Genomic DNA, 14,528 nt, shown 5'->3' with positions numbered 1-14,528 from the left:
ACGGAATACGGTGTTTACGACATGAAAAAGAGATCCTCCTTGATGTCTGCAGGGATTATCGCCCTGTATCTCCTGGCGAGTCTGATGTTTGCTGGATGCAAAGGCACAACATCGGAGGCGAACACCTCTGATATTGCCGGCGCCGCTGTGGCTCGCGTTACTCGTGAGAATCTCTCCAGCACTCTTACAGTCGCAGGACAGTTCCAGCCTTATCAGGATGTTGAGCTACACGCAAAAGTTTCGGGATATGTTCGTCATATCAATGTCGACATCGGGGATCGGGTACGATCTGGTCAGGTTATCGCAACGCTGGAGATTCCAGAGCTAACCGCGCAGCTGACAGGGGCCCAAGCTGAAGTCAGGCACAGTCAATCAGAGATAGCCAGGGCTCAAAGTGAGGTCGTTGCGGCCCAGTCGAATCATGCTGCACTACACTCGGCATATACGCGACTTGAACAGGCAGCGAAGCAACGGCCCGGATTGATCGCAGAGCAGGAATTAGACGATGCTCGAGCGAAGGACCAAGATTCTGAAGCCCGCATCAATATAGCTAAATCCGCTCTCTCAGCTGCTGAACAACGACTAGGGGTATCTCGTGCCGATAGTCAACGCCTACAGTCGCTATCAGACTACTCGACTGTCACAGCCCCGTTTAATGGGGTTATTACAATGCGTTATGCCGACACAGGGTCCCTGATTCAGGCTGGAACTGCCTCAAATACTCAGGCTATGCCTCTGGTGAGGATTGCACAGAGTGATGTCCTCCGCTTACGAATGCCGGTCCCTGAATCAGACGTTCCCTATATTCAAGATGGCGGTCAAGTTACAGTTAAGGTCCAAGCAACGGGAAAGACCTTCGTCGGAAGGATTGTTCGCTTTGCCCGTGCGCTCGATCCATCAACGCGGACCATGCTTGCAGAGGTTGACGTTGCAAATTCTACGTTGGCTCTGAGCCCGGGAATGTATGCCGAGACGGTCATTTCGTTGCAGCAGCGCAATCATGTGCTTACCATACCAATCCAGGCAATCGTGCAGGGGGAGTCCCAGCCATATGTCCTGGTGGTTGATAGCACCAACCATGTACGAAAGAAACTTGTAACCCTGGGTATTCAGGGTGCGGACAAGGCAGAAATTACAAATGGTCTTTCCGACAACGAACTAGTCATTGTCTCTGCTCAAACCAACTACCAGGCTGGACAAGTTGTTCGTCCGAAGATGGCTTCTGTTCTAATGCCGAACGATGGAGACGGGAACTAATGTCTTCCTTCGCCATTAGGTACCCGTTTTTTGTGCTGATGATGTGCCTAATTGTCGTCATCGTTGGTTTTACCACTGTCGCAGGAATGCCAGTTGATTTATTCCCTGAAGTTAATATTCCGGTGGTTGTCGTTGCGACATTTTATGCGGGAATGCCACCGCAACAGATTGAATCGGATATTACCAACAGTTATGAGCGATTCTTTACGTTGGGGAGTGGAATTGACCATATCGAATCCCGCTCTCTATCTGGCGTCAGCCTTATCAAAATCTACTTTCAACCGGGTACAGATGGCAACGCGGCAGTTAGCAATATCTCCAACCTCGCCATGGCGAATTTGCGCCGATTACCTCCCGGCACTTTGCCCCCTGTAGTTCTTAAATTCGATGCATCAAATTTACCGGTTTGCCTTATCACGCTAAAAGGTCAAGGTCTTAATGAGACTCAATTAAAAGATTTGGCCCAGTTCAGCGTTAGAAATCAAGTTGCAAACGTTCCTGGCGCCTCTGTGCCGCAGCCGTATGGCGGACGCTATCGGCAGATCATGGTGTACGTCGATCCAGTCAAGTTGGAAGCACACGAGATGAGTGTGATGGATGTAGTCCATGCTCTCAATGAATCCAATCTCATTTTGCCTGCAGGTGATGTTCGCATTGGATCGAAAGATTACAACATCTATGCGAACAGCCAAGTGCCAGTAGTTGAGGATATCAATGATCTACCTTTAAAAACCGTCGGTGATGCGTCGGTAATGGTTGCGGATGTTGGACAGGCAAAAGATGCTGGCCAACTTCAAACGAATATCGTGCGGGTCGATGGGCAGCATTCTGTATATATTCCTGTGCTAAAGCAGGGAGGGAACTCCAATACCATCACGATTGTTGATGGTGTGAAGAAAGCTGTAGCTCATCTTCTCGATATTCCGAAAGCACTTAAAACCGATGTTGTTTTCGATCAATCTGTGTTCGTGAAGATCGCAGTTAAGAATGTTATTAACGAAGGCGCGATCGGCCTTTGTCTAACGGCTCTCATGATTCTCCTTTTTCTGGGGAATGTACGTGCAACGATTGCAGTATTGTTGTCTATTCCGATTTCCTGCCTTGCGACATTTCTGGCTCTTAATCTGGGAGGAAGCTCAATTAATACGATGGTGCTAGGCGGCCTCGCTTTGGCGCTCTCTCGCCTTATAGACAACTCGGTGGTTGTGCTCGAAAATATCTTCCGCCATATGGAGATGGGAGAGGCATCGGCTATTGCCGCAGAACGTGGAGGCAAGGAAGTGCAGTTGGCGGTGTTGGCGGCGACCGTAAGTACCTGCATTGTGTTTTTTCCTGTCGTGCTTTTGTATGGTGTGAGCAAGTATCTCTTTACTGCCCTGGCGCTGGCTGTAGTACTTGCTTTATTCGCTTCGTATCTTGTAGCGATGACTGTGGTTCCGCTTTTTTGTGCAACCTTTATTCGCATTGATCCAGGATATGAATATAGCAGCGAGTTAGCTATAGAAGACAGTCTAGAATCTTCAGCCAATACCTCGAATAAATACCGGATATTTCACGCCATAATCCGAAGATTTAACGTAGCTTTTCAAGCTTTGCAGATCAGATACGAGAAGGCTATTGCAGTTTGTCTGGATCATCCCAAGCTTGTAGTTGGAGGGTTCAGCCTTTTTGTGGTGCTCAGTTTTGCTCTCTACCCTTTTCTCGGAAAAGCTTTTTTCCCGCGGACTGATCCTGGTCAATTTGTCATCAATGTAAAAGTTCCGGCAGGAACACGAATTGAACTCACGGATACTTACGTCGGGAAGATGGAAGATGACATTCGTAAGGTTGTTGCGCCAGACGATTTGAACATGATCGTTTCCAATATCGGAATTACTCCCGATTTGTCGGCGATTTACACTTCGAATTCAGGGATGCACACCGCGTTTATTCAGGTAAGCCTGAAAGAAGAACATAAGACGGGTAGCTATGCTTATATGCAACTGGTGAGGAAGGAATTATCCAAGGATTTTCCCGGCGTTACCACTTATTTTCAAGCGGGCGGTTTAGTTGACTCAGTTGTCAATCAAGGGAAACCGGCACCGATCGATATTCAGATCGGAGGAAACGATTTAAAGCAAACGTATCAGTTAGCACAATCGACTGCTGAAAAGCTTCGTGAATTGAATTCAGTGAATGATGTTCTTATTCCGCAAGACCTGGACTATCCCGGCTTGGAGCTGAACATCAATAGAGAAAAGGCGGCACTATTAGGTGTCTCCCCCAAGTCGGTGGTGGATAACGTCATTACGGCCCTTACATCTGACGGTATGATAGCCCCGAGTTTCTGGGTCGATCCTAAAACCGGAAACAGTTATATGTTGACGGTTCAGTACCCCGAAACGCAGATCAAGACTCTCACAGACTTCATGCAGATCCCCCTTCGCTCTCAGGCAACGAGCGCAACGACACCACTGGAATCAGGTGTTGATATTAAGCAGATTAGTACTCCAACCGAAGTGGATCACTATCAACTTCGTCGTGAATTCGATATCTATGTCATGCCAAAGAAGGAAGATTTGAGTCGGGTCGGGGCAGAGGTTAATAAAGTTCTTAATGGCATTCAACGCCCCGAGGGCGTGACTGTGAAAGTTCAAGGATCGGTACGAGATATGCAGCAGTCCTTTTCAAGTTTCGGTATAGGACTTGTGCTAGCTGTCGTACTGGTCTATCTGATTCTGATGGCCCAGTTTGCTTCGCTCTCCGATCCGTTCATCATTTTGCTGGCGGTCCCACCCGGATTATCAGGGGTACTCATCTTCCTTTTGGTGACAGGAACGACACTCAACGTTATGTCTCTGATGGGGGTGGTCATGATGACTGGAATTGCAGTATCGGACAGTATCTTGATTGTTGAGTTCGTCGGTACTCTACGCAAAGAGGATATGCCGCTGAAGCAAGCTCTTGCGGAAGCTTGTAAGGTTCGCTTACGTCCAATTTTGATGACGACGTTAGCGACAATTCTCGGGCTTATTCCGATGGCGCTCGCCCTCGAGCCTGGGAGCGAGCAATACGCACCGCTTGCTCGGGCTATCTTGGGCGGTCTCACTGTGTCAGGTGTGGTGACCGTGTTTCTTGTTCCAACCGCTTATCTTCTCATCCATCACAAAGAGGAAGAGTCCTCTGTCGCAAAGGAGGCCAACCGTGAAGCAGCCGTTGTATAGATCGGGAGCTATGGTTCACGCCAAGCTTCTTCACGCACGAAGCAGAACCTCGGATGTTTTATCAATCGCATTCTGGTTCGAACTGAAAGGCGAATAAACTAATGTCCTCGTTCGCTATCAAATATCCATTTTTTGTGTTGATGATGTGTCTCATCATTATCGTAGTTGGGATAACCACGGTCGTTGGCATGCCGGTAGATCTGTTTCCTGAAGTGAATATCCCTGTAGTAGTTGTAGCAACGTTCTATGCCGGCATGCCACCGCAACAGATTGAGTCCAATATTACCAATAGTTATGAGCGATTTTTTACCCTTGGTAGTGGCATCGACCATATCGAGTCCCGATCCTTACCAGGGGTCAGCCTCATCAAGATTTACTTCCAATCGGGAACGGACGCCAATGCTGCAGTAAGTAATATCTCTAACTTAGCCATGGCAAATCTTCGCAGGTTGCCTCCTGGCACCCTGCCTCCTGTCGTCCTCAAATTCGATGCGTCCAACCTTCCGGTATGTCTAATCACCCTCAAGGGCCAGGGGCTCAATGAAACTCAGCTAAAAGATCTCGCTCAGTTCAGTGTTCGTAATCAGGTGGCAAATGTACCTGGAGCATCCGTACCGCAACCCTATGGCGGACGCTACCGGCAAATTATGGTGTATGTTGACCCGGTCAAGCTCGAAGCTCATCAAATGAGCGTCATGGATGTGGTGCATTCCCTCAATGAATCGAATCTGATCTTACCGGCGGGTGATGTTCGTATCGGCCCCAAAGATTACAACATTTACGCAAATAGTCAGGTTCCTGTTGTCGACGAAATCAATGATCTTCCCTTGAAGACGGTAGGAAACTCCTCCGTGATGGTTGCTGACATCGGTGAGGCTAAAGACTCTGGACAACTACAAACGAACATCGTGCGTGTTGATGGGCAACGATCCGTATATATTCCCGTGCTAAAGCAAGGAGGAAAATCCAACACCATCACTATCGTTAACGGTGTTAAGCGAGCTGTCGCAAATTTGCTAGACATTCCCAAAGTTCTTAAGACCAATGTTGTTTTCGATCAGTCTGTATTCGTAAAAATTGCGGTGAAGAATGTCATCAACGAAGGCACGATCGGACTTGTATTGACGGCTTTGATGATTCTCCTGTTTCTTGGAAATTTACGAGCGACCGTCGCAGTTCTTCTATCCATTCCGATCTCCTGTCTCGCAACGTTTCTCGTGCTGAACCTGGGAGGGAGTTCGATCAATACTATGGTGCTGGGCGGGTTAGCGCTAGCTCTCTCCCGTTTGATCGATAATTCCGTTGTAGTGCTAGAAAATATTTTCCGACATATGGAAATGGGGGAAGATTCAGTCGTTGCCGCGGAACGAGGCGGAAAAGAAGTTCAGCTCGCTGTTCTGGCCGGTACTGTAAGCACTTGTATTGTGTTTTTTCCTGTCGTGATGCTCTATGGAGTCAGCAAGTATCTTTTTACTGCTTTAGCTTTAGCAGTGGTCATTGCATTGTTTGCGTCTTATGTCGTTGCGATGACAGTGGTTCCGTTATTCTGCGCTCGGTTCATTCGTTTGGAGTCGGGCCATGAACATGGAGCAGGGCAGCTGGGCAGTCAAAATTCAGAGCTTACAGGCGAATTCTCCAAAAAACAGGGAGTGTTTCAGTCAGTTGTAGATCGGTTCAATAGAGGGTTTCACAAACTTCAATCTTGGTATGAAGCTACGACGTCTCGGTGTCTAGAACGTCCGGCATTAGTTGTGGGCAGTTTTACTCTGATGGTTCTGCTCAGCTTTATGATTTATCCATTCATGGGGAAGGCATTCTTTCCTCGAACTGATCCCGGCCAGTTTGTCATCAATGTGAAGGTTCCAGCAGGGACTCGGATTGAATTAACTAACGAGTATATCGCTAAGATGGAGCAAGATATACGAAGCGTAGTGATCCCTTCTGATCTAAATATCATCGTTTCGAATATTGGTATTACCCCGGATCTCTCCGCTATATACACGTCGAATTCCGGGATGCACACTGCTTTCATTCAGGTCAGCCTGAAAGAAGACCATAAAATTGGTAGCTATGTGTACATGGAGAAGGTGCGTCAGAAGCTAGCAGAAGACTTTCCAGATGTGGCCACTTACTTTCAAGCTGGCGGCTTGGTCGATTCAGTTGTTAATCAAGGGAAACCTGCTCCGATTGATATTCAGATTGGGGGAAACGACCTAAAGGAATCGTATCAATTGGCCCAGATTATCGCGAAAAGACTACGGGGGCTCAATTCCGTCAGCGATGTACTGGTCCCACAGGATCTTGATTATCCCGGTCTAGAACTTAATATCAACCGAGAACATGCTGCCTTAGTCGGTGTTTCTCCCAAAGACGTTGTTGACAACGTTATCACTGCACTTACCTCGGACGGTATGATCGCGCCGAGTTTTTGGGTCGACCCCGTAACAGGGAATAGCTATATGCTTACGGTTCAGTATCCCGAAACACAAATCAAGACGCTGACGGATTTCATGCAAATTCCATTGCGTTCCAGCAGCGCTTCCAGAACTACACCATTGGACTCTGTAGCAGATATCAAACAGATCAATACGCCGACTGAAGTTGATCACTATCAACTTCGACGTGTTTTTGACATTTATGTGATGCCGAAGAAGGAAGACCTGAGCGTGGCTAACAGCGAAGTAAACAATGTCCTTTCTGCTGTCGCGCGCCCTGAGGGGGTAACCATAAATGTTCTCGGTGCTGTACGTGACATGCAGGCGTCCTTTTCGAGTTTTGCAATCGGATTAGTTTTAGCAGTGGTTCTGGTTTACCTGATTCTTATGGCGCAATTTGCTTCGTTTTCTGACCCTCTTGTTATTTTGCTTGCTGTTCCTCCTGGGATCTCAGGTGTTTTGGTGTTCTTACTGGTAACGAGAACAACACTTAATGTGATGTCGTTGATGGGTGGAGTAATGATGACCGGCATCGCAGTTTCGAACAGTATCCTAATCGTAGAATTTGTGGGCACCTTACACAGGCAAGGTATGGAGCTCAAGCAGGCACTTATCGAGGCATGTAAGGTTCGGTTGCGGCCTATCTTAATGACAAGTCTGGCAACCATTCTTGGATTGATTCCGATGGCTCTTGCCCTCGAACCTGGTAGCGAGCAATATGCTCCGCTAGCACGCGCGATCCTAGGAGGCCTCACCGTTTCTGTTGCCGTCACGATTTTTCTCGTCCCGGCAGCATATTTATTGATTCATCATAAAAAAGACGGCGTTACGGTGGAGGAAGCCTAGTATGTGGGTATTAAGAGGCATTTTGTTAATGCTTTCATTTGGAATCTGTAGTGCAGGGATCTGCGCAGCGCAGGCACCGTTGCCTCAGCAATTACCGAATGCTCCTTCGCCGAAAAACCTTGCGGTGGTTCCAAGCCCGCCCGCTGGTCAACTAGCTGCTGGGCCGAATTTGCTCACCCGCCAACAAGCTGAACAAATTGCCTTGGCAAACAATCCTCGAATTCAGATCAGCCAGCTTTTAGCAAAGGTACAACACCAGGTGGTCCGTGAGCGGCGCGCCGATGAATTACTCAATCTCAATGGAGAATTAACCGCAGTCAGTGCGAATGAGGCAAGTCGAATTTCGACAGGTTCTTTGGCCGCATCACGTTTATTAGAGCATGCGGGCATGGGAATTCAGTTGAGCCAACTCATCACCGATTTCGGACACGCCCAAAATCTTGTAGCTTCGGCGCGATTGCAAGAGAAGGCGCGCTTAGCGGATGTTGAAGCGAGTAGAGAGGATATTATCCTTGCGACAGATCAGGTATTTTTCCATACGATTGAAGCGCAGGCAACATTGAGCGTCGCTCAGCAGACCGTCGCAGCGCGACAGTCGCTCGTGGATCAGGTTAGCGCGCTTACCGTCGCCAAGCTCAAGTCTGATCTGGATCTAAGTTTCGTGCAGGTAAATTTATCCCAGGCGAAATTGCTACAGATTGATGCTCAAAATAATCTCGATGCTTCAAAGGCCGCACTGAATGAGGTGCTTGGTTATGATACGCAAACAGATTTCCAGTTGGTTGAGGACGATAGTGGAAGTTTGCCGGCTCTATCCTCTGAGCCTGAATCTCTTGTCGTAACGGCCCTAGATAATAGGCCTGATTTGCAATCGCTGCGTTTTGATGAGCAGGCGGCACAAAAGTTTAGTCGTGCCCAACGCGACCAGTTATTGCCGACGATCACTGCGCTCGGAGTCATTGGGGCAACCCCACTCGGGTCCAGTCAGTATTTCACTACTAACTGGTATGGTGCGATCGGAGCGAATGTTAACGTTCCAATATTTAATGGATTTCGTTATCACGCACAGGCGGAAGAGGCTGCGCTGCAGTCGAAGGCTGCTTCTGAAAAAGTTCGCCGGCTTCGTGATCAAGTTGTCCGCGATGTTAAGGTGGCGTGGCTTAATGCGAATACTGCATTGCAGCGTGTTACCGTTGCAGCGGAACTATTGAAGCAGGCGAATCTTGCACTCGATCTTGCTCAAACCCGCTATCAACTCGGGTTAAGCTCAATAGTTGAATTGAGTCAGGCCCAATTGCAGCAAACTCAAGCAGCAATTGGTAACGCGAATGCCCGTTCTCAATATGGTTTTGCAACTTCGGAATTGAGATTCCAAATGGGGGTGCAGCCTTGATTGAAAATTTCAAATTACATGTGTTCCGGGTTGTAGCCGACTCACTCAATTTCAGTAAGGCTGCCGAGGAACTTCACCTAACTCAGCCAGCCATTACGTCACAAGTGCGGACCTTGGAGGAAGGGCTAGGGATTGCACTCTTTGATCGTATCGGGCGTAACGCCAAACTTACTCCAGCCGGGGCAACACTTTTACATTATGTTCGACAAATCGAGATATTAACTAATGAAGCTGTTGCCGCTCTTGCGCCTTTTGGAATTAAAGAAGGATCCGAACTGAATATTGGCGCTTCTCATACAATCGGAAATTATTTATTGCCTAAGATCCTCCCCAAAATGCTTGGAGAGTGGCCAAAACTGAGGATTCATGTGTCAACTGGTAGCAGCAGTGACGTCCTCAATGCACTCATTAACCATGAAGTTTCGGTTGGTCTCATAGAGGCTCCCGCACACCGGCCTGATCTAAAAATCGAGCGATTTTTTGAGGATGAGTTATGCCTCATTCTACCGCTGAACCATCGATGGGCCAAAAAATCGATTTTGCGTGCCGCTGAGATTATTCAGGAACCGATCTTGTTGCGAGAGGCTGGATCGGGAATGCGACGATTTGTAGAAGAATATCTCGAACGAAATGGGGTATTGCGTCAGCAGCTTCATACAACCATCGATTTGAATTCAACCGAAGCGATCATTTCTTCAGTTGAGGCTGGATTGGGCATCGGATTTGCTCCCAGAATGGCGCTTGAAAAATCTTTAAGAGCTGGAGCAGTCAAAGTGATTGCTTTGGAAAACGGCCCGATCTCCCGGGAACTGAGCATTGTTTTACTGGGTGGTCCAGTAAATGGAGGCCCCCTAACAGAATTGCTTAATCTATTGCGCTCACTTTCGCGGATTTCAATGCCGAAACCAAAGAGAGTTGGGAATGCCAAAGAGTTCCGTAAATAAAGTATGTACTTTTGTTAGCGGTTTCCCGAGGAGGGATGCGATGTCAATTATCGGAAAGAGTTTTGGCATCTTGATCGAATCGGTCATATTTGCTACTGATTTTTCACCCGCATCAAAGGGAGCAGCCATCTATGCATCTAATTTGGCTGTATATTTTCATCTCAATCTTATCGTTACTCACTGCTTTAGTTTGTCCCAGGCTGCTTTGGAAGTGGAGGTCGAGACCGGCAAACACCGAAGTAAACAACGTACAGACCTCGAGAATCTATTAAAAAATACGGCGTTAGTTTTACCCAGCGGAGAAGGGAAATCGGAGGCCATCCTCCTTGAAGGGGATCCTCACGAAGTTGTTCCTGCGCTTGCCTATGAGCGATCACCCGCTCTAGTGGTGCTAGGAACTCACGGACGTAACGCAGTTGACCGACTGCTTCTGGGATCTGTGGCAGAAAGCATACTTCGCCGTTTCAATGGCCCTGCTTTGACTGTCGGACCTCATGTTAGTGCGGTTCTGAGCAAGCAGCTATCTTTTCGGCGGATACTCTATGCCACTGATGGTTACCCTGAAAGTGTCCATGCTGCACCATTTGCTGTCGCTTTTGCGGAGGCATACGGTATCGAGATCGATGTTCTTCATGTCGTTCGCTCGGACCAGATCGATCATCCGGATCGACTTCATGAGATCCAGCAACGCTTCTACAGTGCATTGGATGCGACTGTACCGCTTCATGCAAAGGAATTCTGTGATCCGCGATCATTCGTGGAGGTTGGAGAGGCACAGGATAGAATTTTGAAGCATATTGATGAGAGAAAAATTGATTTATTGGTGCTAGGTCTCAAACGAAACTCGCATTTTGGAATGGAGAATAGAACTAAAGGTGCATTCCCAATCATTGCCATGGCATCATGTGCGGTATTGACAATCGCCGATGGATCAATCTAGACGAGTAGTTACAACCTATTCCCATTTTTTCTTGAAGTCTCTTCCATGTTTATCTGCTTTGAAAGATCGCGACCTAGGGTTGCGCTCGAGAGGTGGTGCTCTCTATCCAGACAATGTTCCCTTAGCTTGGAAGAAGCTCTACTACGTGATTCGCACGGATCAGGCGAATGGCAATGTCCTTGATTCTTCTGACAGCGCGAACGGAAACTGGACTTATCAGTATGATCACCTGAACCGGCTGACAACAGCTACCAATAGCCAGGCAAAGCTGACACTTTCTTGGACATACGATGCATTTGGAAATCGTATTTCTCAGAGCGCATCGGGCTCCGGATCAGCTCCTCAGGTTACCTTCAATGTTGATAACAATAACCGAATCGATGGTTCGACGGGGATTGTTTACGATGCTGCCGGAAACGTCATCCTCGACAATTTGGGGACTCCATACACTTATGATGCCGAGGGGAGAATAAGCTCTTCTGGAACTGGAGGCGCAACCAAGTACCTCTATGATCCCGAAGGAAGGCTAATCTATGAAAGCGGCCCAACTGGAGTTCAAATGAGGCGATATACTCTCGACGGGCAACCGCTCATGAACGCTTCTCCTAAAAACCAACCTTATAAGGCAGATTACCGGGTCTATACGGATGGTGAATTCCTCGGTCCATTTCAGGACTCGACGTTTTATTGGGCAGGCAAAGACTGGTTAGGCACCAAACGTTTCGAGAGCCGTGGCGCAGGTGATTTTGCCAGTGGCTCCTACGCTGACCCGAAGAACTATACGAGTCTTCCGTTTGGGGATGCATTGAATGCCATCGGCAAAGATCCGATCCACTTTACTGGCAAAGAACGTGACTCCGAATCAGGTCTAGATAACTTCGGCGCTAGGTACTTTGGAAGTACGATGGGAAGGTTCATGTCCCCGGATTTCACGGGGGACGGCAGCGATCCTTTCCCTGTTCCGAGTGCGGATTTCGAGAACCCTCAGAGCCTCAATCTTTACAGCTATGTGCATAACAATCCGCTGACGAACACCGATCCTGATGGGCACGATTGCGTGGTGCAAACGCGAACGAGCGAAACGACGGAGAACGTCTCGGTTTCGTCGGGAAACTGCGACAACGTGAAAATCGGTGATGGGCAGACCAAGACCTATATCGCTGGCACGGTGGATGTGGGTTCTATCACCGGCAATGGTGCTGGCGGAATCAACGTGGGGTATACGCCTTACGCTGGCGGTGGGGATGCAGGAGTTGCTTCGCTAAATGGAGCGCCGGTCCCGGACAATCCCGGTCTCGCCTACAACTGGGGCAATAACGCGCAGGGCTATCAAATGCTGGGCGCTGCGGACAAGGCGGTAACGTATGCCACTATCGGAGCGACAATCGCATACGGCGGAGTCGGCGCTGCAATAGCAGGAGGCGAGATCGCTGCTGGAACTGCGGCAGCTCGCAGCGGAATCATCTTCAGGCTGGCCCACGGAATGCGAATAGCTGTGGGACACTCTCAAGTGCTGGCAGAACAAGGAGCGATCAAGAACGCCATCGCAACCGCTATAGCCTCTGGCGCGATCCAAAAGCTGGGTGGGTCTGCGTTCCAAGGCGTTGTGCAAGTGGCCGGGACGTTCATCCGGTTCACCGGTGCGTTCACTGCAAATGGAGTGGTCGTCTCGAACGTCATGGGCCAAGCCCTACAGAAATGAGCGATGGAGCAATGGAGCCGAGAGCACTGACAGAACGCGAGAGGGGTTGGATAAGCGACATCTTGAGGGCTAACGATGAATGGCGAGAGGCGGACATCAGCCGAACCCAGGTCATCGCCGAAGAGCCGGGCGAGGAAGGCGTCAGCTTCGTCCTGCAAGCACCCGAACCGGAGAACCCTAAAGCGAAGTCGCAGCGGGAGTCAGTTGGGGAGCTGTGGATACAGACGGAGGACGGCTGTTCCATCAACGTCCAGTTGTCGCAGTTCGAGGGGCGACTCCGGGAGCTGTACGTGCTCTTCGTCGATCCCAAACACCCGGAGCGTAGGCTTCCTGAGAGCTGGACTGAGGTCTCGCGCGAAGCGGCCAACGTGTAGAGGCAACGAGCAGGAGCCGCAGGCCGTTCCTACGGGGGCGGCCTTGCTTGCGTCTGTGGCCTTCCATCGGGGAGCTGTGGCGGTGCGATCAGAAAAGCGCGCTGCCTATGGCAGCGGCTTGTAGGACGACACGTCACCCCGCGCGGGTTGCTGCGAGGTTGCTGCAAGTTACTGCGGCGGGAACGTGTTGAAAGCGGGCGGCTAAGGGGCAAAATGCTGAAAATCGGGTTACTCTGGTAGGAACCAGCGGTTGCTGAAGGGGTAACTTGATGACTCTCCTCCCCTTAGCAAGAAATCGGCTTGTCATGGCCCGTTGCCCTGCACGTTGCGGCGCGAGGGCGGCGTGCGGCCTGAATCCCCGGTTCCAATCTCCAACCCAATCGACACGGCGGTGCTGTTTCGGGGGGCCTTTTTCTGTCAGTTAGTAGTTGTTGTTGCAATGATGCAGTGAACGCTACTGTTCGCTTAGTGCCCTTGTTTTAGATTTAGTTTTGTTTATATATCTCTGATTCTATTTGGCGTCCCCGACGGGATTCGAACCCGTGTTATCGCCGTGAAAGGGCGGTGTCCTGGGCCGGGCTAGACGACGGGGACGCACTCAAAGGCGGCTCAAGCCGTGAGTTAAGAATAACATTGGGATACGATTATGGCATCCGCCTGATCTGCACTTTGGCGTTTGCAACTCCAAGGACCAGGTGCCGCCCTCCGATATGGCTCGCTATAAATACCTTGATGCGCTTACAACCGCTTTTGTAGTCATTCTATTGGTTTCGAACCTGGTGGCCCAAAAGGTTTGCCAGATCGGTCCATTTGCCGTGAGCGGGGCAGTTCTTCTCTTTCCGATTACCTATATTTTCGGTGACGTCTTCACGGAGGTCTATGGATTTGCAGCCTCCCGGCGAGCGATCTGGTTAGGGTTTTGGGGAACCGTACTGCTCTATACCGTGGGAAAACTTACGATTATGCTTCCTCCTGCTCCTGGTTGGCAAAATCAGCAGGCATTTGAAACAGTCTTTGGTTTTATTCCGAGGATTCTTGCTGCCAGCCTAGCTGCATTCTGGGCAGGAGAGTTTGCCAATTCGTACACTATGGCACGTTTGAAACTCTTAACCCAGGGACGAATGTTATGGACCCGAACCATCGGTTCGACCATCATCGGGCAAGCTGTCGACACGACGCTTGTCGTTTTTATGACTTTTGGAGGGATTGTTCCTATCTCGGTGATAGGGAATATGATAGCGACGAGCTATTTTCTTAAGGTTGGCTATGAAGTTCTTGCTACCCCCTTAACCTATGGAGTGATTCACTTTCTCAAAAAAGCAGAAGGAGTTGATGTTTTTGATTGGCATGAAAATTTCAACCCTTTTTCTTTTTCCCAGGGATCAAACACAGAAGAGTAGTGCATGAAGATGTTTTAGGAGGATTTCTTTCCGC

The 14,528-nt window shown here is 49.2% G+C and carries 9 protein-coding genes and 1 tRNA gene; 9 read left to right on the top strand and 1 reads right to left on the bottom strand.

Annotation, left to right across the window (positions count from 1 at the left end):
* Positions 1 to 42 precede the first annotated feature (42 nt).
* The 8 genes from H7846_RS11570 to H7846_RS11535 all read left to right on the top strand — a co-directional run bounded on the left by H7846_RS11570 (position 43) and on the right by H7846_RS11535 (position 13,094).
* Entirely contained in the window at positions 43 to 1,257 is a 1,215-nt protein-coding gene (locus H7846_RS11570) for an efflux RND transporter periplasmic adaptor subunit (protein WP_186692259.1), read from the top strand.
* A complete protein-coding gene (locus tag H7846_RS11565) occupies positions 1,257 to 4,460 on the top strand; it encodes an efflux RND transporter permease subunit (RefSeq protein WP_186692257.1) in 3,204 nt (1,067 codons plus the stop codon). The genes H7846_RS11570 and H7846_RS11565 overlap by 1 nt, the downstream gene beginning before the upstream one ends.
* Before the next feature lie 101 nt (positions 4,461 to 4,561).
* Complete coding sequence (locus H7846_RS11560) at positions 4,562 to 7,741, top strand: efflux RND transporter permease subunit (RefSeq protein WP_186692255.1); 3,180 nt, start codon at positions 4,562 to 4,564, stop codon at positions 7,739 to 7,741.
* Position 7,742: 1 nt separating this feature from the next.
* Positions 7,743 to 9,134, top strand: coding sequence for a TolC family protein (locus tag H7846_RS11555; RefSeq protein WP_186692253.1), 1,392 nt, complete (start codon positions 7,743 to 7,745; stop codon positions 9,132 to 9,134).
* Positions 9,131 to 10,078 (top strand): LysR family transcriptional regulator, encoded by a 948-nt coding sequence (locus tag H7846_RS11550; protein ID WP_186692251.1) that lies wholly within the window; start codon positions 9,131 to 9,133, stop codon positions 10,076 to 10,078. The genes H7846_RS11555 and H7846_RS11550 overlap by 4 nt, the downstream gene beginning before the upstream one ends.
* Positions 10,079 to 10,118: 40 nt before the next feature.
* The gene (locus tag H7846_RS11545) at positions 10,119 to 11,018 is read left to right on the top strand and encodes a universal stress protein (RefSeq protein ID WP_186692249.1); all 900 of its coding nucleotides are present in this window, start codon (positions 10,119 to 10,121) and stop codon (positions 11,016 to 11,018) included.
* Between the two features lie 145 nt (positions 11,019 to 11,163).
* Positions 11,164 to 12,720, top strand: coding sequence for an RHS repeat-associated core domain-containing protein (locus H7846_RS11540; RefSeq protein ID WP_186692247.1), 1,557 nt, complete (start codon positions 11,164 to 11,166; stop codon positions 12,718 to 12,720).
* A gap of 62 nt (positions 12,721 to 12,782) precedes the next feature.
* Positions 12,783 to 13,094 carry a hypothetical protein gene (locus H7846_RS11535; RefSeq protein WP_186692245.1) on the top strand — a complete coding sequence of 104 codons (312 nt, stop codon included), beginning with the start codon at positions 12,783 to 12,785 and terminating at the stop codon, positions 13,092 to 13,094.
* 516 nt (positions 13,095 to 13,610) lie between these two features.
* Here H7846_RS11535 and H7846_RS11530 read toward each other — a convergent pair.
* Positions 13,611 to 13,688: transfer RNA gene (locus H7846_RS11530), tRNA-Glu, on the bottom strand.
* A 116-nt stretch (positions 13,689 to 13,804) separates the two neighbouring features.
* Here H7846_RS11530 and H7846_RS11525 point away from each other — a divergent pair.
* Positions 13,805 to 14,494 (top strand): queuosine precursor transporter, encoded by a 690-nt coding sequence (locus H7846_RS11525; RefSeq protein WP_186692243.1) that lies wholly within the window; start codon positions 13,805 to 13,807, stop codon positions 14,492 to 14,494.
* Positions 14,495 to 14,528: the final 34 nt, after the last annotated feature.

Origin of the sequence: Edaphobacter sp. 4G125, from assembly GCF_014274685.1 — a bacterium.
Lineage (GTDB): Bacteria > Acidobacteriota > Terriglobia > Terriglobales > Acidobacteriaceae > Edaphobacter.
The sequence above is the reverse complement of the archived record's forward strand: the minus strand, read 5'-3'. Positions and strand labels throughout refer to the sequence as shown.

Bases quoted from the DNA above. Each gene is read 5' to 3' on its own strand.
- H7846_RS11545 (WP_186692249.1), top strand. From the start codon at position 10,119: ATGTCAATTATCGGAAAGAGTTTTGGCATCTTGATCGAATCGGTCATA.
- H7846_RS11525 (WP_186692243.1), top strand. From the start codon at position 13,805: ATGGCTCGCTATAAATACCTTGATGCGCTTACAACCGCTTTTGTAGTC.
- H7846_RS11560 (WP_186692255.1), top strand. From the start codon at position 4,562: ATGTCCTCGTTCGCTATCAAATATCCATTTTTTGTGTTGATGATGTGT.
- H7846_RS11565 (WP_186692257.1), top strand. From the start codon at position 1,257: ATGTCTTCCTTCGCCATTAGGTACCCGTTTTTTGTGCTGATGATGTGC.
- H7846_RS11570 (WP_186692259.1), top strand. From the start codon at position 43: ATGTCTGCAGGGATTATCGCCCTGTATCTCCTGGCGAGTCTGATGTTT.
- H7846_RS11555 (WP_186692253.1), top strand. From the start codon at position 7,743: ATGTGGGTATTAAGAGGCATTTTGTTAATGCTTTCATTTGGAATCTGT.